At 70.9% G+C, this 18,162-nt stretch carries 18 protein-coding genes; 5 read left to right on the forward strand and 13 right to left on the reverse strand.

The features are described from left to right. Window positions 1–13 precede the first annotated feature (13 nt). A complete protein-coding gene (locus ITJ60_RS18590) occupies window positions 14–946 on the reverse strand; it encodes a phosphate/phosphite/phosphonate ABC transporter substrate-binding protein (RefSeq protein ID WP_194649022.1) in 933 nt (310 codons plus the stop codon). A gap of 190 nt (window positions 947–1,136) precedes the next feature. Next, a complete protein-coding gene (locus ITJ60_RS18595) occupies window positions 1,137–2,012 on the reverse strand; it encodes an EamA family transporter (protein ID WP_123338409.1) in 876 nt (291 codons plus the stop codon). A gap of 305 nt (window positions 2,013–2,317) precedes the next feature. Here ITJ60_RS18595 and ITJ60_RS18600 point away from each other — a divergent pair, with 305 nt between their 5' ends. After that, on the forward strand, window positions 2,318–3,838 hold the full coding sequence (locus ITJ60_RS18600; RefSeq protein ID WP_323749223.1) for an alkaline phosphatase family protein: 1,521 nt from the start codon (window positions 2,318–2,320) through the stop codon (window positions 3,836–3,838). 112 nt (window positions 3,839–3,950) lie between these two features. On the opposite strand, the gene ITJ60_RS18605 is transcribed toward ITJ60_RS18600, so the two are convergent. Continuing rightward, on the reverse strand, window positions 3,951–5,843 hold the full coding sequence (locus ITJ60_RS18605) for a family 43 glycosylhydrolase (protein ID WP_194649024.1): 1,893 nt from the start codon (window positions 5,841–5,843) through the stop codon (window positions 3,951–3,953). 106 nt (window positions 5,844–5,949) lie between these two features. Between ITJ60_RS18605 and ITJ60_RS18610 the strand changes: the two genes are divergently transcribed. Next, window positions 5,950–6,549: a dihydrofolate reductase family protein gene (locus tag ITJ60_RS18610; protein WP_194649025.1), complete on the forward strand. Its 600-nt coding sequence runs from the start codon at window positions 5,950–5,952 to the stop codon at window positions 6,547–6,549. On the opposite strand, the gene ITJ60_RS18615 is transcribed toward ITJ60_RS18610, so the two are convergent. The 3 genes from ITJ60_RS18615 to ITJ60_RS18625 form a co-directional block, all read right to left on the reverse strand. Beyond that, window positions 6,550–7,029, reverse strand: coding sequence for a hypothetical protein (locus ITJ60_RS18615; protein ID WP_194649026.1), 480 nt, complete (start codon window positions 7,027–7,029; stop codon window positions 6,550–6,552). Window positions 7,030–7,138: 109 nt separating this feature from the next. Next, window positions 7,139–8,005 (reverse strand): ABC transporter permease, encoded by an 867-nt coding sequence (locus ITJ60_RS18620; protein WP_194649027.1) that lies wholly within the window; start codon window positions 8,003–8,005, stop codon window positions 7,139–7,141. Then, the gene (locus tag ITJ60_RS18625) at window positions 8,002–8,934 is read right to left on the reverse strand and encodes an ABC transporter ATP-binding protein (RefSeq protein ID WP_123314435.1); all 933 of its coding nucleotides are present in this window, start codon (window positions 8,932–8,934) and stop codon (window positions 8,002–8,004) included. The genes ITJ60_RS18620 and ITJ60_RS18625 overlap by 4 nt, the downstream gene beginning before the upstream one ends. 99 nt (window positions 8,935–9,033) lie before the next feature. Between ITJ60_RS18625 and arr the strand changes: the two genes are divergently transcribed. Next, window positions 9,034–9,444, forward strand: coding sequence for an NAD(+)--rifampin ADP-ribosyltransferase (arr, locus tag ITJ60_RS18630; protein WP_194649028.1), 411 nt, complete (start codon window positions 9,034–9,036; stop codon window positions 9,442–9,444). Between the two features lie 94 nt (window positions 9,445–9,538). Here the strand turns inward: arr and ITJ60_RS18635 are convergent, their stop codons facing one another. Both ITJ60_RS18635 and ITJ60_RS18640 read right to left on the reverse strand, forming a co-directional pair. Beyond that, window positions 9,539–10,081, reverse strand: a complete 543-nt coding sequence (locus ITJ60_RS18635) for a cysteine hydrolase family protein (RefSeq protein ID WP_194649029.1) — start codon at window positions 10,079–10,081, stop codon at window positions 9,539–9,541. Between the two features lie 138 nt (window positions 10,082–10,219). After that, window positions 10,220–11,071 (reverse strand): SDR family NAD(P)-dependent oxidoreductase, encoded by an 852-nt coding sequence (locus ITJ60_RS18640; protein ID WP_194649030.1) that lies wholly within the window; start codon window positions 11,069–11,071, stop codon window positions 10,220–10,222. A 102-nt stretch (window positions 11,072–11,173) separates the two neighbouring features. Here ITJ60_RS18640 and ITJ60_RS18645 point away from each other — a divergent pair, with 102 nt between their 5' ends. Then, on the forward strand, window positions 11,174–12,382 hold the full coding sequence (locus ITJ60_RS18645) for an MFS transporter (RefSeq protein ID WP_194649031.1): 1,209 nt from the start codon (window positions 11,174–11,176) through the stop codon (window positions 12,380–12,382). 39 nt (window positions 12,383–12,421) lie between these two features. On the opposite strand, the gene ITJ60_RS18650 is transcribed toward ITJ60_RS18645, so the two are convergent. Genes ITJ60_RS18650 through ITJ60_RS18660 form a run of 3 tightly spaced genes read right to left on the reverse strand, consistent with a single transcriptional unit; the run spans window position 12,422 to window position 16,106 of the window. Continuing rightward, window positions 12,422–13,303: a hypothetical protein gene (locus tag ITJ60_RS18650; protein WP_194649032.1), complete on the reverse strand. Its 882-nt coding sequence runs from the start codon at window positions 13,301–13,303 to the stop codon at window positions 12,422–12,424. 15 nt (window positions 13,304–13,318) lie between these two features. Continuing rightward, window positions 13,319–15,079 carry an AMP-binding protein gene (locus ITJ60_RS18655; protein WP_194649033.1) on the reverse strand — a complete coding sequence of 587 codons (1,761 nt, stop codon included), beginning with the start codon at window positions 15,077–15,079 and terminating at the stop codon, window positions 13,319–13,321. Further along, a complete protein-coding gene (locus tag ITJ60_RS18660) occupies window positions 15,069–16,106 on the reverse strand; it encodes an amidohydrolase family protein (RefSeq protein ID WP_228510667.1) in 1,038 nt (345 codons plus the stop codon). The genes ITJ60_RS18655 and ITJ60_RS18660 overlap by 11 nt, the downstream gene beginning before the upstream one ends. A 49-nt stretch (window positions 16,107–16,155) precedes the next feature. Between ITJ60_RS18660 and ITJ60_RS18665 the strand changes: the two genes are divergently transcribed. Further along, window positions 16,156–16,734 carry a TetR/AcrR family transcriptional regulator gene (locus tag ITJ60_RS18665; RefSeq protein WP_194649034.1) on the forward strand — a complete coding sequence of 193 codons (579 nt, stop codon included), beginning with the start codon at window positions 16,156–16,158 and terminating at the stop codon, window positions 16,732–16,734. 6 nt (window positions 16,735–16,740) lie between these two features. Here ITJ60_RS18665 and ITJ60_RS18670 read toward each other — a convergent pair whose 3' ends face one another. Both ITJ60_RS18670 and ITJ60_RS18675 read right to left on the reverse strand, forming a co-directional pair. Continuing rightward, window positions 16,741–17,376 (reverse strand): HAD-IA family hydrolase, encoded by a 636-nt coding sequence (locus ITJ60_RS18670; RefSeq protein WP_194649035.1) that lies wholly within the window; start codon window positions 17,374–17,376, stop codon window positions 16,741–16,743. Then, window positions 17,373–17,891 carry a GNAT family N-acetyltransferase gene (locus ITJ60_RS18675; protein ID WP_194649036.1) on the reverse strand — a complete coding sequence of 173 codons (519 nt, stop codon included), beginning with the start codon at window positions 17,889–17,891 and terminating at the stop codon, window positions 17,373–17,375. Before ITJ60_RS18675 ends, ITJ60_RS18670 begins: the two co-directional genes overlap by 4 nt. Window positions 17,892–18,162: the final 271 nt, after the last annotated feature.

The raw sequence follows: 18,162 nt of genomic DNA on the forward strand, positions 1-18,162 counted from the left end.
GGGGGTGCCGGGGTCAGGCCTGGCAGGTGGTCGACTTCGTGGTCTTGCAGATGTCGCGGATCAGGTCGTAGTACCCGTCGTCGACCGGCTTCGTGCCGTAGAACACGCTGCGGAAGCCGTCGCTGTCGGCACTCGTCACGCCGGCGGCGATGATGTCGTCGATCGTGACGTCGGCGAGCGCCTTCGTCAGGGTGTCCTTCTCGGCCTGCGGCAGGGTGTCGGAGACGACGATCGGGGCGCCGGGCACCATGGTCTTCGCGATGACCGTGACGTCCTTGTTCTTCTCGACCTCGCTGTCCTCGGCGAAGCCGGCCTCGCACTCGGTGCCGGCGGCGACCTTCTGCACGCTGACGTCGTGCTTGCCGGCGAAGACGGGGGTGACGTCCTTGGTCGGGTCGATGTCGGCCTTCAGCAGGTTGTAGCTCGGGAACAGGTAGCCCGAGGTCGAGGACGGGTCGACGAAGCAGACCTTCTTGCCCTTGAACCCGTCGAGCGAGGTGATGTCACTGCCCTTCGGCACGATCGCCTCGGAGTAGTAGCCGGGCTTCTGCCCCTCGGCCGTGATGATCGACGACACGGGCGTGATCTTCGCGCCGTTGTTCTTCGCCGTCACGTAGGTGAAGCCGGAGAACGACGCGACGTCGATCTTGCCGGCGACCGACGCCTCGATGAGCGCGGCGTAGTCGGTCGACTCGTGGTACTCGACCTTCTTGCCGGACTCCTTCGCGATGTAGTCCATCAGCGGCTGGTAGTTGGTCTCGGTGTCCACCGAGTCGGGTACGACGCCGAACACGATCGTGTTCTCGTCCGCGGCGTACTTCGTCGCGGTCGACGTCTCGTCGCTGCCGGCGGCGGCCGTGGAGCCTGCCGAGCAGGAGCTGATCGTCGCGGCGAGCACGAGGGCGCCGGCCAGGGCGGCCAGCGGCTTGAGGGCGGTGATGGGCATGATGACCTTTCGGGCGGCGGGGCGAGGATCCGCAGCGGGGCGGGGTCCGCCGTCCGCTCGGGACGCCGCAACTGTGGCATCCGACAGGTTGCGCGCCGTGCCCAACCGGTGCACCGAGGGTGACCGGCAGGTGAACACGACAGGCACCTGTCCGGACAGGTCTCCCCTGCCGGCGCGGGACGGTCCGCCCTCAGACCGCCAGCAGTGCGATCCCGGCGAGCACGACGACCGACGCCGCGATCCGCATCCCTGCGCGCCCCTCGCGCAGCACCACGACGCCGAACACGCTCACGAGCACCACGCTGACCTCGCGCATCGGGGCGACGAGCGCGACCGGTGCGATCGTGATCGCGACGAGCACCAGGATGTACGACAGCGGCGAGAGCACCCCGAACGCCAGCACCCGGCCCCAGTGCGCACGGAGGACCGGCAGGACCTCGCGCCGACGCGGGCCGAGGGCTGCGCCGAACAGCACGATCTCGACCGCCGTGCAGCCCACCATGAAGGCGACCGGTGCGACACCGCCGCGCACCAGGTGCGCGTCCCAGATCGTGTACGCGGCGATCGCCACACCGGTGAGCAGCCCGGCGACGATGCCGGGGTCGAGCCGACGGCGCGGGAGGGCGCGGGGTGCGGTCGCCGTCCCGCGGTCCGCGAGCCCGACCGCCACGACCCCGACGAGAACCAGCAGGCCGCCCGCCAACGCCCACCACGACGGTCGCTCCCCGAGCAGGGTGATCGCGAGGACGACGCTGATCGTCGGGCCCGTCCCCCGTGCGGTCGCGTACACCGTGGACAGCTGCCCGACCCGGTACCCGCGCTGCAGCACGAGCATGTACGCGACGTGCAGCAGCCCGGACACGACGATGCCGACCAGGAAGCCGGACAGGCTCCCCGTGCCGAGCCCGCCGGTGAACGGCACCACGCCGATCCACACGACGACGCTCGACACGGCACCGAGCCACAGGAACGGCAACCCGATGCGACTCACGCCGTGGGCGATGACGTTCCAGGCGGCGTGCGCGACGGCGGCGGAGAGGACGAGGAGGACGGCGAACGGAGTCACGGGCAGGACCTTCTGCTCGACGCGCGGCGCGACGAGCGAGGTCCTCCAGGCTTTTGTCCGTTCAGATGACGGTCCGCGTTCGGTGGCGGGCCGTGGCGCCGCTCGGACCAGTCGGACGTGAGTCCCGGAACCCTAGGCGCTGTCGACAGGACGGTAGCACGGGCGGCGAACGACGATCCAGCCTGTCCGGACAGGTGCATCTGCGGTTCACCACGCGTTCGTCCCCACGCTCCCGGGTCGCACGCCCCAGGCCACGCTGCGCCGATGGGCTGGCCACTCCACCGACCTCGAGAAGGGCCTCGACCGTGCGCATCCCCAGGACCATCCCCATCGCCGCGACCGCGATCGCACTGGCGGCGAGCGGCCTCGCCACCGGCATCGCCGCAGCACCCGCCGCCACCGCAGCGACCCCGGCCGCAGCCGCCGCTGCCAGCAGCGAACACGTCGTCGTCATCGGCATCGACGGCGCCATGTTCGACCGCATCGCCGCGGCGGATGCCCCCAACCTCGACGCGATGATCGCGTCCGGGTACTCGTCGAAGACCTGGCTGTACGCCGCCCCGATGGCGCAGACGCTGTCCGGCCCCGGCTGGGCGACGAACCTGACCGGCGTCTGGCCGGACAAGCACAAGGTGCTCAGCAACACGTGGGGCACCACGAGCGACATCACGAAGTACCCCGACTTCCTGACCCGGCTCGAACGTGCGAACAGCGCCCTCACCACGTACGCCGACGCCAGCTGGAACCCGATCGTCGACGGTTCGGTCGGCACGCCGCTCATCGGCACGGTGGACGAGCGGTACGCCGCCACGAGCGACGCCGACGCGGCTGCCGACGCCGTGTCGACGCTGCGGTCGACCGGCCCGAACGCCTCGTTCGTGCACTTCGACGACGTCGACCACGCCGGCCACTCGTACGGTGCCGCGTCGCAGCAGTACCTCGACGCCATCAGCGAGGTCGACGGGTACGTCGGGCAGCTGCGGGCTGCGGTGCAGGCGCGCACCACGTACTCGTCGGAGCAGTGGTCGTTCATCGTGACCGCCGACCACGGGCACACCGACGCCGGCGGCCACGGCGGCAGCACCCCGGCCGAGCGCTCGGCGTTCATCATCAAGACCGGCCCCGGCATCACGAAGCAGACCCCGGCGATCCGCCCGAAGAACGTCGACATCGCCGCCGACGTCCTCGCCACCTTCGGCGTCGCCCGCCCCGCCGAGCTCGACGGCCGTCCGCTCGCGACCGCGTCGACCGACCCGTTCGACACGATGGTCGGCGCCCTGAAGCCCCGCGTCGACGAGACCGGGATCCCGGCTTCGACGCTCGGCTGGACGAAGAGCATGCCGACCGGCTGGAGCGTCGACAACACCGGCATGGGCACCGGTGGCGTCACCGAGTGGGCCGGCTGGACGCTGACCGACGACGACTTCTGGACGCAGTCGCAGCGCGACCAGACCCGCGAGGCCAACGTCCGCGAACGCGGTGTGTTCGCCGTCGCCGACTCCGACGAGTGGGCCGACAAGACCCACACCGGCACGTTCTCGAGCCGCATCACCTCGCAGCCGTACACGGTCGCGGGCAAGACCAGCGCGACCGTGTCGTTCGGCAACCACTACCGCCAGGAGGGCGCGCAGCAGGCCACCGTCCTCGTCTCCTTCGACGGTGGCGCGTTCCGGCAGGTCGCGTCGTACACGACCGACCAGATCGCGCAGGTCGCGTCGGTCCCCGTCACGGTGCCGTCCGGTGCGAAGCAGGTCCGCGTCCAGTGGGCGCTGACGAACGCCGACAACGACTGGTACTGGGCGATCGACGAGCCGCAGGTGCGCTGAACGCGACCACGGAGCGGACGGGAGGCACGGTGCCAGCTGGCACCGTGCCTCCCGTCCTCCTTCGGTCACCCACTCGAGCCGCGCCCGCGTTGTGCACGCGACCACGCGTCCGTCACCGCCGGTGCGTCGCCACCGTGCTCACCCGCAGGTCCTCGAACGTGCTCGTGAACCCGGCACCGCCGAGCGAGATCAGCCCGATCCTCGGGGCGCTCCCGAGGTCCGCCGTCCACGTCCCACCACGGACGAAGTGCCGCCCGTCGACGCTCGTCCAGGCGGTGTACCGGTGCTCCCCGCCGACGACCCGGTGCACGATCCGGAGCGTGGTGGTGTCCCCGACCGGTCCGACGACCGTGTTGCCGTAGCTCGGCGCGCCGGCCGGTTGCCCGGACACCTGCTTGCCGAACTCGGTCTGCCGGGTGTTGAAGATCGAGTTCGACGTCAGCCGGACGTAGTTCCCGTCGTCGCCCCACACGATCAGTCCGCCCTGCACGTAGTTCACGCCGTCGCCGGTGGCTGGGGTGTCCACCGCGACTGTGGTCTGCAGCACGTAGTCGCCCCGCGGCGCCGGTTCGGACAGGACCGAGGCGAGTGGCGTCGCCGGCGGGTGGATGTCGGCGTCCTGCGTCTGCCAGCGGAACGTGCCACCGCCGACGGTCCAGGTCGAGCGGTCGGGTTCACGGGTCCAGCGGAGCGCCGTGGGGAGGGTGTCGAACGAGGTCGACAGCGCGCGGATGGTCCGTCCGGGCACGTCGACGGGTGCGGTGGTCGCCCGGTAGGTCGCACGCTGTCCCGGCTGTGCGACCGGCCCCGGCTGCACCGTGTCGGACGGTCCCGCCCCGCCCCGCACGACGGGCCAGCCGTGCCGCCAGTCGAGCGGGTCGATGAGCGCCGGCCGCTTCGTGTACGTCGGCTGCCCGGCGTAGTACGGGTCGCCGCGGTCGACCGCGTGGTAGATGATCCAGTCCTGGCCGGCGAGGTCGGTGACCACCGTGTTGTGCCCGGTGCCGACCCAGCGGTTGCCGTTCTGCGCGAGGAGGGGTGTCCCGCCGACCCGGGTGCTCGTGATCGCGACACCGTCCTGGTCGGTGAAGGGTCCGAGGGGGCTGCGCGACCGGGCGACGAAGACGCCGTAGCCGGTCAGGGCGCCGTTGCAGCAGTTCGTGGCGGAGCCCATGAAGTACCACCAGCCGTCGTGGCGCGTCAGGTAGGCGCCCTCGTACCGGTTGTCGATCGCGATCTGCCGCTCGCTCGCGGGGTCGGAGCGGAGTCCGTCGGCGCTGAGCGTGCGGACGTTGACGCCGCCGAAGTAGCTGCCGAAGTACAGGTACGTGGTGCCCTTGTCGGAGATGACCTCGGGGTCGAACGCCCAGCGCGCCCCGGTGCCGTTCGCGGCGGTCTGCGGTGCCACGACCGGGCCGCCGGAGTCCGTCCACGGACCGGTCGGGCTCGAGCTCGTCGCGACGCCGATCGCGGATCCCCCGCCGGTCGGTGCCGATGCCGAGGGCGTGTCCGACGCGGCGTAGTACAGGTACCAGGTGCCCGCGCGACCGCGGTCGCCCGCGCGGTACACGACGTCCGGCGCCCAGATCCCGTTGGCGGACCCCACCCAGGCCGGTCGCGTCGGGAACGCGTCGTTCACGTACGTCCAGTGCGTCAGGTCGGTCGACCGGTAGGTCGGCACACCGTGCTGCACGAGCGACCCGTCGGCGTTCTGCTCCGTCGCCGTCAACGCGTCGGTCGTGCAGTACAGGTACCAGTTGCGGTCGCGCCCGACGCCGCGGATCGCGGTCGGGTCGGCGCAGCTCGCCGCCGTCTCGCCGTCGGGCAGGCTCAGCGCGACCGGGTTCCGGTGGGTCGGCGCGGCCGCGCCGTGTCCCGAGCCGCTGTGTCCGGTGGTCCGGTCCGCCACGGGCGTGGACGCTGCGGCGGGGCCGACCGGGAGGCCCGTGGCCGCGACCGCCGTGAGCGTCGCGACGGCGAGGATGGTTGCGACTGTTCGGCGCACGGGTGCCTGCTCTCATCGTCGAGGAAGGGCTGCGTGCGCGAGCGTACGCTCGCGCGCAGCGGACCGGGCCGGTTCCGTCCGGTTCCGCGCGACGAAGGAGTCAGCGATGCCCGCGAGGTTCGTGTACTGGATGAACGTGTCGATCGACGGTTTCGTCGAGCGCGACGAGGGCGAACTCGGCGACGCCGAGGGACCCGAGTGGATGCGGATCGACGAGCCGCTGCACCGCGAGTTCAACGCCCGCGCCGCGGCGATGACCCTGTCCGTCGAGGGGCGGGTCGTCCGCGACATGATGGACCCGTTCTGGCCGGACGCCCGCACCGACGAGTCGATGCCGGCGTTCATGCGCGAGTACGGCGAGGTCTGGACCGACCAGCCGAAGGTCCTGGTCTCGCGCACCCGGACCAGCGCCGACCACAACACCCGGGTCATCGGGGGCGACGACGCCATCGAGCAGCTCGCCGTCCTGCGCGAGGAGTCCGAGGGCGACATCGGTGTCGGCGGTCCGAACCTCGCGACGCAGTTGCTCGACGCGGGGCTGCTCGACGAGCTGTTGCTCTACACGCACCCCGCGGTGCTCGGCGCCGGTCGGCCGCTGTTCGACCCGCCGGTGACGGGCGTGCGACCGCCGGTGCTGCTGGACCTGCTCGAGCAGCGGGAGTACCACAACGGGGTCACGCTGCACCGCTACCAGGTGCTGCGGTAGTCACTCCCCCGAGGGGCCCGGCCCGACGATGACGAGTCGCCAGGCGCTCGGCCGGTCACTGTCGAAGTCGTTGAACGCGACGCTGTCGACGGCCTTGCTCGATGACAGCTCGATCTGGTGCGGGCTGTCGCGGCAGTCCATCGGATCGAGTTCGATGCTCTGCGATCCGCCAGGCAGCACCGTCCGCACGATGCCGCGCATGTGCCCGTTGCCGTAGCAGGAGAACTCGAGGTGGTCGATCGTCCGCGAGTCCGGGAACTGCACGCGGACGCCGGGCTCGAGATGGGCCGGGTCCTCGTCGCCGGGGCTCGTGTCGGCGCTCAGCACCCCGAGGACCGCGTCATCGGTCTCGGTCCTCGCCTCCTGCTGCGTCTTCCACCTGCCGAGGGCCTGTTCGTCGACGGGCGGCGCCGACGTGCAGCCGGCGAGCAGGGCCACGACGGCGAGCGCCGGCAGGACCAGGGCGGGGAGGTGTCGCACGCCGTGAGCCTAGCGAGGCCAGGGGCCAGTCGATGCAGGCACAACGAACGACGTCCCACCTGTCGATCGACAGGTGGGACGTCGCGGAACGCGTGTGCGGTCGGTCGGGTCAGACGTCGCGTCGACGTGCGACCGTCAGCGCGAGTGCACCCACGACGAGCACCTCGGCGGCCAGGACGCCGAAGCCACCCCAGCCGTTCAGGACCACGCCGCTCGTCGGGCCCGCTTCCTGCCCGGTGTACGGGTACATGAACAGCTGACTGCCGGCCTGGTCGGGCAGGAACTTCAGGACGTCAGCGATCCACTCGGCGTTCAGCAGCCCCGCCACGAGCGACAGGATCACCGGCAGGACGAGCAGGATGCCGAGCGTGATGGCGATGCCGCCGGCACTGGACCGGACCAGCAGCCCGATGCCGTAGGCGAGCAGCGCGAGGAGCGTCACGTACACCGAGGAGCCGAGGATCGGCATGAACACCGACGGGTCACCGATCTGCGGGCTCGTGCTGTCGGACGCCAGCAGCAGCGCCGACAGGACCACGCCGATCCACGTCGCCACGACGCTCACGACGAAGGTGGTCAGCGCGAGGACAGTGGCCTTCGCGAGGATCACACCGGTGCGTCGAGGGTCGGCGGTGAAGGTCGAGCGGACCTGACCGGTGCCGTACTCGCCGGTGATGATGAGCACGCCGAGCACGCCGACGACGAGCGCGCTGAGGGAGACGCCGGTGGTGTTGATGCTCACGAAGCTGCCGTTCGCGACGTCCTGCGGCGCGTTGTCCGGCGAGACGACGAACGCGCCGAGCAGTCCGGCCATGCCGATCGTCAAGACGGCCAGGATCGCGAAGCACCAGATCGTCGACCGGATGCTGCGCAGCTTGATCCACTCGCTGCGGACCAGGCGTGGGAACGACAGGCGGACGCTGTCCGGCACGGATGCCGAGTGTGCCCGGGTGACGGGCGGGGTGGTGGCGCTCATCGGGTGCCCTCCGATCGGTACTCGACGTCGTCGCGGGTGAGGGCCATGTAGGCCTCCTCCAGGCTCGCGCCGGTCGGGGTGAGTTCGTGCAGTGCGACGCCGGCCTGGGCGGCGATGTTGCCGACCGTCGGTGCGTCGGGACCGACGACCAGGAAGGTGCCGTCTTCGCGCGGGGTGACCGTCGCGTTCGGGCCGATGGCCTGGAACAGCTGGTCGGGCGACGGCGTCCGGACGATGACCCGGCTGCCACCGCCGGCGGCGCCCGGTGCGGCGCCCCCACCGGCGACGAACTCGGCGATCGGGGCGTCGGCCAGGACCTTCCCGCGGCCGAGCACGACCACGCGGTCGGCGGTCTGCGCCATCTCGCTCATCAGGTGGCTGGACAGGAACACGGTGCGACCGTCGGCGGCCATCCGGCGAGCGAGCTGCCGGACCCACAACACGCCGTCGGGGTCGAGACCGTTGACGGGCTCGTCGAGGATCAGGGTCTTCGGGTCGCCGAGCAGTGCGGCAGCGATTCCCAGGCGCTGCCCCATGCCGAGCGAGAACCCGCCGACGCGCTTCTTCGCCACGGACTCGAGGCCCGTCATGTCGATGACCTCGTGCACGCGGGCCTTCGGGATGCCGTGGGTCGCCGCGAGCGAGAGCAGGTGGTTGTAGGCGCTGCGGCCCGAGTGGACCGCCTTCGCCTCGAGCAACGCACCGACCTGTCGGAGCGGGTCGCGGAACGTCGTGTACGGCTGGCCGTTCACCGTCGCGCTCCCCGCGGTTGGCCGGTCGAGGCCCATGATCATGCGCATCGTGGTGGACTTCCCGGCGCCGTTCGGCCCCAGGAAGCCGGTCACACTGCCGGGTCGGACGACGAACGAGACGTCGTCCACGGCGGTCTTCGGACCGTACTGTTTGGTGAGGTGGCTGACTTCGATCACAGCGGCCACGCTATTGCAGGGGTGTCCGGCGGCGCGTCCGTCGGAAGGGGGATGTGTCAGGTGCGCGGGGGCCGGAGCCGTTCGGCGTAGCCTGACGCCGTGAAGCAGGCACAGGACGACGGACCGTTCTTCCACGGCACGAAGGCCGACCTCGTACCGGGCGACCTGCTCACCGCGGGCTTCCGGTCGAACTACCGCCCCGAGGTGGTCATGAACCACGTCTACTTCACGGCGGTCTCCGACGGCGCCGGGCTCGCGGCCGAGCTCGCCGCCGGTGACGCCGAACCGCGGGTCTACGAGGTCGCGCCGACCGGCCCCTGGGAGGACGACCCCAACGTCACCGACAAGAAGTTCCCCGGCAACCCGACCCGGTCCTACCGCAGCACCGAACCAGTACGGATCGTCCGCGAGGTCACCGACTGGCCCCGACTCACCCCGGAGGCGCTGCGCCTCTGGCGCGAGCGACTGGCCGCACTGCGCGCGGACGAGCGCGGCGAGATCATCAACTGAGCCGGCTGGCGGACGGGAGGCGCGGGGCGGGGCCGCCACGGGCCTCCCGTCCGCTTCGCCCTGGTCTCAGTGCCCCGAACGCGCCCTGCGGACGTCAGCGGCTGAGCGCGTCGCTCGTCGTGACGGTCGCGAAGCTGCCGTCGAGCGCCGCCATGAAGGCGGCGTGGACGCTCGCGCCCGGGACGGTGACGCCCCCGAGCGTCAGGTCCGGCGCGGCGCACGCGTCGGCGACGACGGTCGCGGTGAAGCCGAGCACGTGCGCGGCCCGGGTCGTCGAGTCGATGCACATGCTGCTCATCATCCCGACGATGGTGACCTCGTCGACTCCGGCGTCGGTCAGCAGTTCCTGGAGTCCGGTGCCGATGAAGCTGTTCGGTGCGTGCTTCTCGAGGATCGGCTCGCCATCGACGGGCGCGACCGACGGGTGGAAGTCGAGGCCCGGCGTGCCCGGCACGAAGAACGTGGCGTCGGCGTCGGTGGACACGTGGAAGACGTGCACCACCAGGTCGCCGGCGGCGCGGAAGGAGTCGAGCACGGCGCGGGCGGCGGTGGCAGCGGCCTCGGGTTCGACGAGGGGGAACGCCCCACCCGGGAAGTAGTCCAGCTGGATGTCGACGAGGAGCAGCGCGCGGGTCATCGGTTCAGTATGGCGGGCGGCGGGCTTCGGTGCTGGCGAGACCTGGCGGGTGCGCTGTGACCCGGATGCGGGTCATGAACGACCGGACTCATTCGGAGCCCCCCGTTCGAGGGGTTTGGTCGTGTGCGGAGTCTCGGCTCAGCGCTGCTGGTCGTCCAGGTCGAGCGACGTGGTCAGTTCCGGGAACGCCCGCGCCTGCTCGACGAGCTGCTGCGCCTTCCGCATGACCCCCTCGACGCTGTCCGCACCGGCGACGAGGCGCACCGGTGGTGCGGACATCTCCGTCAGGGCGAGGAGCGTCCGGGCGAGCTTCGCCGGATCGCCGCTCTGCTTGCCCTCCATGCCGCGGAAGAACTCCTTGGTCTGGTCCGACGAGGACCGGTAGTCGTCGAGGTGGACGTCGCCCCAGAACGTGGAGCTGCCCTCCGCGAGCAGGTCGGTCCGGAAGAAGCCGGGCTCGACGACCGTGGTGTGGATGCCGAACGGCAGGACCTCGTCGTGCAGCGCTTCCATCCACCCCTCGAGCGCGAACTTCGACGCGGCGTACGCGCTCCCACCGGCACCGGCGACGATGCCGGCGGTCGAGCTGATGCTGATGACCCGACCGGAGCCCTGCGCCCGCATGACGGGGAGCACCGCGCGGGTGACGTTCATCGCACCGAAGAAGTTCGTCTCCATCTGCGCGCGGAACTGCTCCGGGGAGACCTCTTCGAAGAACCCGCCCTGGAAGCTCCCGGCGTTGTTCACGAGGACGTCGATGCGGCCGAACCGCTCGATCGCTGCCTCGACCGCGCTCCGGACGGTGCGCTCGTCCGTGACGTCCAGCGCGACGGCGAGCAGCTCGTCGTGCTGGCCGACCGCTGCGACGACACGTTCCGGGTCCCGCCCGGTCGCGACGACGTGGTGTCCGGCGTCCAGGGCAGCGCGCGCGAACTCGGTGCCCATACCGCGGCTGGTCCCGGTGATGAAGAAGGTCTGGGGTTCGGTCATGCCCCCAGCGAAGACCACTTCCGCGCAACGAGTGAGGCTCTGCCGAAACAGGGTCGAGCAGAACCTCCCTTCCGCCGCTCGAGCCGCCCTAGCGTCAGGGACATGGACCCCCTCGTGACCACGACCCCGTCGGCTCCGTCGACCACTCCGGTTGCCGACGACCGGCTGCCGTGGTTCCCGCTCGCACTGCTCGCGGCGATCGGGTTCGTGCTCGTCGCCATGGAGACCATGCCCGCGGGCCTCCTGCCGGTCATCGCGCACGGCATGGGGACGTCCGAGGGCACGGTCGGACTGTTCGTCAGCGCCTACGCGATCGGCACGGTCATCGTCACGGTGCCGGCGATCGCACTCACGCGGGGCCTACGCCGCAAGCCGTTGATCATGACGGCCATCGCCGTGCTGATCATCGCGAACACCCTCACCGCGTTCGCCCCGAACGTGACCATCGCGCTCGTCACGCGGTTCGTCGCCGGCGCGGCTTCCGGGATCATCTGGGGCATGTTCGCCACCTACGCGCGGCGCATCAGTCCCGCGCGGTTCGCAGGCGTCTCGCTCGCCATCGTCTCCACGGGCGCCCCCGTCGGCTTCGCGCTCGGCACGCCGCTCGGGTCGTTCATCGGCACCGCCCTGGACTGGCGCTGGTCGTTCATCGGACTCAGCCTCGTCGGGGTCGTCATCCTCGCGCTGATCGCGGCGTTCGTGCCGGACGCACCCGGGCAGACCGGCACTGCGAAGCTCTCCGTGGTCAAGGTGTTCCGCATCCGTGGGATCGCGATCATCCTCGCCGTCATCGCCACGTGGATGGTCGCGCACAACACGATCTACACCTACATCTCCCCGTACCTGCGGGTGACCGGCACCGACCTCAGCGCCGGACTCGTCCTCCTCGTCTACGGCATCGCGGCGATCCTCGGCGTCGTGATCACCGGAGCACTGCTCGATCGGCATCCCCGCCCCCTGCTCCACCTGAGCGTCGGACTGTTCGTCGTCACCGGCGTCGTCCTGCTCGTCGGCCACGCATCGCCGGTCGCCGTCCTGGTCGCCGCCGTCCTGTGGGGAGTCAGCTTCGGTGGTGCCTCGACGCAGCTGCAGGCGGCGCTCACCACGGCCGGTGGGGAGAACGCCGACGTCGCCAGCGCGTTCCTGCCCGTCGCGTTCAACATCGCGATCTTCGTCGCCGGGGTCTTCGGAGCCGCGCTGTTGACCGTGTTCGACGGACTGGTCCTGGCCGTGGTGATGATCGTGTTCGGGGCGGTCGCGGCGCTGCTCACGCTGGTCGGCCGACGATCGGCGTTCCCCGCTCGGCTCTAGTCGACAGGCGGCGGACGAGGCCGCCGACACCGCCACGGTTCAACCGTTGACCAGGTCGCCGTCCCACGTCAGGTCGCTGTCCTCGTCGACCGGGAAGGCCTCGAACCGGTCGTCGGCCAGGACCGCGTCGACCAGGGCACGCGCCCCGGCGACGATCGTCGAGTCCCAGTCGATCTCCGACGCGAGCACCCAGGAGTGGTCTTCCGGCCAGAGCATCTGCGGGGTGTGGCGCAGGTCCGCGACCGTCCCGATCCGGGCACGGTCCAGCCATGTCGGGTCGGCGAGCTGCGGCAGGGTCATCGAGAGGAGGAAGCACTCGCGGTGCGGCCAGTCGAAGCGTTCCACCGCGAGGGCAGCACGGATCGCCGCCTGTTCTCCGTCGTGCACTGCTTGCTGCTCGACGACGTACCGCTGCATCGCCTCGATCTCCTCCGCAGTCGCCTGATCGGCGCCCTGCCAACCGACGGCGAGCGTCGAACCGCCGCTCAGATCACCCCACCCGCCCCAGACCGCTGCGACCAGATCGTCCGGCGTCGAAGTGGCCTCGGCCAGGTGCTCAGTGAGCGCAGCGAGCAGGATCGGCTCGAACCAGCCTTCCTCGGGCGGGTGGACGCGCCATCCGTCCTCGAGCACCAGGTCGGACTCGTCGGTCCGGCCGGTCAGGCTCCGCCACTGCACCAGCGGATGCAAGGTCTTCCCGGTGCGAGCCGCGACCTCCGCCCACGGCCACACCGCCGACTCGACGTTCGGGCGGTCGCCCCACTCGTCCACGATCGAACGGTCCTCGCGATCCGCCGACACCGGGTGGAGGATGCGCGCGGAGGCCTCGAACCCGGTTCCGACCGTCCCGCCCACGGTGCCGAACGCCCCCGCGCGGGCGAGCAGCCAGGCGCCGCGGGACACGTCGGTGATCAGTTCCACGTGCCGCGCCGCGTGTCAGCTGCCGGTGGACGGTCGCTGCGGACGGGACGCGCGCAGTCCCGGGAACTGCTCGTCGCGCCACTCGCCGTCGACGGGCACCCCGCTCGCGGCCGCGCGCTCTTCGCGCTCCCGCAGCTCCACGCGCCGGATCTTGCCCGAGATGGTCTTCGGCAGCTCCGCGAACTCGACCCGACGCACGCGTGCGTACGCCGGGAGCGCGGTCCGCGCGTACGCGAGCACCTGTTCGGCGGTGTCCGCCGTCGCCTCGAACCCGGCGGCGAGCGTCACGTACGCCTTGACGACGTTGAGCCGGGCGTCATCGGGGGCGGGCACGACGGCACTCTCGGCCACGGCGGGGTGCTGCAGCAGGGCACTCTCGACCTCGAACGGTGACACCTTGTAGTCGGACGACTTGAACACGTCGTCGGTCCGACCGATGAAGGTCAGCTCCCCGTCGGCGTCCCGCACCGCGATGTCGCCGGTGTGGAAGAAGCCGTCGCGCATCGATGCCGCGGTCCGTTCGGGGTCGCCGAGGTACTCGGCCATCAGGTTGACCGGTCGCTCGTCGAGGTCGAGGCAGACCTCGCCCTCGTCGCCGGGCCGCCCGGTGACGGGGTCCAGCAGCGTCACGGTGACACCGGGCAACGCACGGCCCATCGCCCCCGGGGTGACGGTGCTGCCGGGCGCGTTGCCGATGATCGCGGTGGTCTCGGTCTGCCCGTAGCCGTCGCGGATGGTCAGACCCCACGCGCGTTCGACCCGGTCGATGACCTCGGGGTTGAGCGGTTCTCCGGCCGACACGACCTCGCGCAGTGCCCGAGGGCGCTCACCGAGATCGGACTGGAGCATCATCCGCCAGGCGGTGGGCGGCGCGCAGAACGTGCTCACCTCGGCGGACTCCAGCTGAGCGAGGAGCGCGGCCGGATCGAACCGCGGGGTGTCGTGGACGAAGACGGTCGCCTCGGCGATCCACGGCGCGAAGAAGCAGCTCCAGGCGTGCTTGCCCCAGCCGGGCGAGCTGATCGCCAGGTGCACGTCTCCGGGCCGCAGACCGAGCCAGTGCATCGTGCTGAGGTGTCCGACGGGGTAGGACGTCTGGGTGTGCACCACCATCTTCGGCTTCGAGGTCGTGCCCGACGTGAAGTAGACGAGGCAGGGATCGGAGGTCTTGGTGACCACGATCGGTCGCGACTCCCCCGCGGGCGCTGGTTCTCCGAGGTCCGACGGGTAGTTCGTCCAGCCGTCCGCCGTGCCGCCGATGACCACACGCGAGAAGTCCCCGCGGACGTGGTCGTACTTCGCGGTCTCGCTGCGGTTCGTGACGACGTGTGCGACGGCTCCGCGGTCGACGCGGTCCTGCAGATCGGCGGTGTCGAGCATCGTCGACGTCGGCAGGATCACCGCCCCGAGCTTGATCACCGCGAGCATCGTCTCCCACAGCTCGAGCTGGTTGCCGAGCATGACCAGCACGTGGTCGCCCTTCCGGACGCCGTGCTCGTGCAGGCGCACGGCCAAGCGGTCGGACCGGGCGGCCATCTCCGCGTAGCTGAGCCGCTGTTCCGAGCCGGCCGCGTCGACGATCCAGAGCGCGATGCGGTCGTTCCCGGCCGCGATGACGTCGAACCAGTCGTCCGCCCAGTTGAAGGTGTCGCCGAGGTCCGGCCACCGGAAGGCGGCGCGGGCGGCATCGGCGGACTCTGCGGAGAGCAACTGGTCACGGGCAGCGCGGTACGCGGCGGTCACGTTCGGGGTGGGCACGGACCGATCATGCCGCATCCGTCTGGTCGCCGATCCCGAACAGCCGACGTGCGTTCCCCGACGTGAACGCGTCGCGGGCCGCCTCCGAGGGGAACTCCTGCAGGAACGTGTCGATCTCGGCGGCGGAGGGTCGCTGGAACGGGTGGTCGGTGGAGAACAGCAGCCGATCGGGCGTCGTGACGTCCAGCGCGTGCCGGAGCAGCGTGGGGTTGAGCATCCCCGAGCTGGTGATGTGGAGGTTCGAGCGGACGGTGTCGGACACCGTCCGCTCGAGTCCGGCGACCCGCGACAGGCTGTCCGCACGGTCGAGCCAGAAGAGCAGCAGTTCGCCCCAGTGGCCGAGCACGACCTGCAGGTCCGGGTGCCGGTCGAAGGTGCCCCCGACGATGAGGCGCAGTGCCGCACGTGCCGCCTCGAGGTGCCAGCCCCACCCGAAGGTCGCCAAGCCGAGCTCGACCATCGGGTCGAACCCCTCGTACGCCGCCTGGCGCAGGCGCTTCGACGGGATCTGCGGGTGGATGAAGACCGGCTGCCCGAGCGACGCCGCGACGGCGAAGAGGTCGTCGTACCGGCGGTCGTCGAGCGGCACCTCGCCCGTCCGCCCGTAGACCATCGCCCCCACGCAGCCGAGGCCGGCAGTGCGCTCCAGTTCAGCGACGGCGGCGGCCGGGTCGGCCATCGGCAGGGTCGCGAACGCGCGGAACCGGTCCGGGTGGTCCGCGACCGCGGCGATCGCGATGTCGTTCGCCTGCCGGCTCAGCAGGATCGCGTCCGCGGCATCGAGCGGCTGCGCTCCGGGCGGCGCGAGGGACAGCACCTGGACGTCGATCCCCTGCTCGTCCATCGCTGCGAGCCGGGCGTCACCGAGGTCACGGAGCAGCGCACCGTTGTCGCCGAGTTCGTCCAGCGCCGTGCTGGGGTCGCGGCGGTCGTCGGGCAGGGCGTTGACGGCGTCCGTCAGGGCCGGGTGGTTCCAGTGCTCTTCGATCGCGATCAGGGTCATCGGGGTTCCTCCGTCAGCTCGTGCACCGATGCGTTCGCTCATCGGCGTTGAGTGAACCGTACACCTCGCTCAACGCCGTAGAGTCAGACGCATGGCCGAGACCTCACGCGACGCGAAGCGCGCACAGACCGCCGAGCGCATCCGCGCAGTCGCTCGGCAGCAGTTCGGTGCGAACGGGTACGAGGGCACGACGATCCGGAGCATCGCCGCAGCAGCGGGCATCGATCCGTCACTCGTGATGCAGCACTTCGGGTCGAAGGCAGCGCTGTTCGCGACCGCCGTGCAGCTGCCGGCCACGTCGGACGGTGGGAACGAGCGCGCGGCGGCCGACCACCTGCTCGACGTCCTGGGCATCCGGTTCGACGCGCTCCCCGCCGAGACGGCCGCGCTCGTCCGGTCGATGCTGACGGTGCCCGAGGCGGCGGACACCATGCGTGGCTACCTCGACGAGCGGGTCGAGAACCTGGCGCGCTCGCTGGACGGCGACGACGCCCGGCTGCGGGCGTTGATGACCGTGAGCGGCATCCTCGGCATCACGATCACGCAGCACTTCCTGCATCTCAGCGCCTTCGAGAGCGCGTCACGTGACGACCTCCTCCGCGCGGCGCGGGGCTGGGTCGAGTCACTCACCACCGGGTCGCACCCCACCGAATCCGGCGCTCCGCAGTAGCGGCACTCACACTCCTCCGCCCACGGCCGCACGGATCGCCGCGATCGTGTCCGCGGTCTCCTCGTGCAGGTGCACCCGGATCCCCATCGCCCGCGCAGCCTCGATGTTCTCGGGGACGTCGTCGACGAAGAGGACGTCCCCGGGCGCGACAGCGAGCTGGTCGAGTGCGATCCGGAAGGCCTCGGTCTCCGGCTTCGTGACCCCGATCTCGTGGCTGTAGCAGATCGGGTCGAACACGGCTGAGAACCCGAACCGTCGCTCCTCTTCCTGACGGGCGCCGTCACCAGAATTGGACAGGATCGCGAGCCCGACCGTCCCGCGCAGACCGGCGAGGAAGTCGAAGAGCGGCTCGTTCAAGGAGCCGCAGTACGCGTCCCAGAAGTCGGCTCGCATCGACGCGAGCACCTCGGCCGAGGCGCCGAGGGCGGCGCCGATCTTCCCCCAGTACTCGTCGTCGACCCCGGTCCGTCGGGCGGCATCGGGCAGGTCGGCGTCGGACAACCGCGAGGAGAACTCCTCGTCCGTCATGCCGAACGCAGCCGCCCACCGCGTGCGGAACTGCGCGGGCCATGCCGCGTCGTCGACCATCTCGAGCACGCCACCGACGTCGAGCAGCAGCCACCGCACCCCAGCGCCGGTCATGCGGAGACCCCGTCGAGTCGACGGATCATCTCGAGCTCCCGCTCGTCGGGCGCGAGGACGTACGGCTCGGTCGCCCCGGTCAGCTCGTACCCGCGTCGGGCGTAGAAGGCCTGAGCCCGCAGGTTGCGCTCGTGCACGTGGAGACGGAGCGTGGTGCCGTGGCCGGAAGCCCACGCCTCGATCGCGTCGAGCAGCGCATCGGTCACGCCGGCCGCACGGCCTCGGTGCGACGGCGCGACGTACACCCCGACCAGCAACGGTCCGGTGGCGGTGTCCGGGATGAACGCCCCCATCGCACCGGCCCAGCGGCCGTCGGCGTCGATCGCCACGAGCGCGGTCCCGCCGGCGTCCTGACCCCGGCGACCCCGCGCACGCCATTCGGTCTCGTCGAGCTGCTCGGCATCCGCCAAGTGCTCCGCGTAAGCAATCGGGGTGTCCTGGAGCATCTCCAGGCGGAGCGCTCGGACAGCTTCCCAATCAGCCTCGGTCGTCGGTCGGATCGTGATCCCCTGCATGGACCGAGCGTAGGACAGACAGCCGTCGGCGAAACTCGTCCGAACGGATTCCAATCGACTTGGGGCAGGGCGCCGAATCACCTGCACAGACCGGGAACCACCCGGAGCGCTCACCAGCCGCACATTGCTGGTTCTCCACCCTGCACCAGGGTGTGTTCGGCGCGCACACAGCAGCCGCGCCGAGCGCGACACCTCAGCAAAGGACAGATCACCATGCGCAAGAGCCTGAAGACCTCCATCACCCTCGCCACGACCGGCGCCCTCGTGCTCG

This window comes from Curtobacterium sp. VKM Ac-2884 (assembly GCF_015350945.1).
Lineage (GTDB): Bacteria > Actinomycetota > Actinomycetes > Actinomycetales > Microbacteriaceae > Curtobacterium.

Coding starts and splice junctions, on each gene's coding strand:
- ITJ60_RS18655 (WP_194649033.1), bottom strand. CDS start 15,079: ATGCGGCATGATCGGTCCGTGCCCACCCCGAACGTGACCGCCGCGTAC.
- ITJ60_RS18675 (WP_194649036.1), bottom strand. CDS start 17,891: ATGCAGGGGATCACGATCCGACCGACGACCGAGGCTGATTGGGAAGCT.
- ITJ60_RS18670 (WP_194649035.1), bottom strand. CDS start 17,376: ATGACCGGCGCTGGGGTGCGGTGGCTGCTGCTCGACGTCGGTGGCGTG.
- ITJ60_RS18640 (WP_194649030.1), bottom strand. CDS start 11,071: ATGACCGAACCCCAGACCTTCTTCATCACCGGGACCAGCCGCGGTATG.
- ITJ60_RS18665 (WP_194649034.1), top strand. CDS start 16,156: ATGGCCGAGACCTCACGCGACGCGAAGCGCGCACAGACCGCCGAGCGC.
- ITJ60_RS18635 (WP_194649029.1), bottom strand. CDS start 10,081: ATGACCCGCGCGCTGCTCCTCGTCGACATCCAGCTGGACTACTTCCCG.
- ITJ60_RS18610 (WP_194649025.1), top strand. CDS start 5,950: ATGCCCGCGAGGTTCGTGTACTGGATGAACGTGTCGATCGACGGTTTC.
- ITJ60_RS18645 (WP_194649031.1), top strand. CDS start 11,174: ATGGACCCCCTCGTGACCACGACCCCGTCGGCTCCGTCGACCACTCCG.
- ITJ60_RS18590 (WP_194649022.1), bottom strand. CDS start 946: ATGCCCATCACCGCCCTCAAGCCGCTGGCCGCCCTGGCCGGCGCCCTC.
- ITJ60_RS18620 (WP_194649027.1), bottom strand. CDS start 8,005: ATGAGCGCCACCACCCCGCCCGTCACCCGGGCACACTCGGCATCCGTG.
- ITJ60_RS18660 (WP_228510667.1), bottom strand. CDS start 16,106: ATGAGCGAACGCATCGGTGCACGAGCTGACGGAGGAACCCCGATGACC.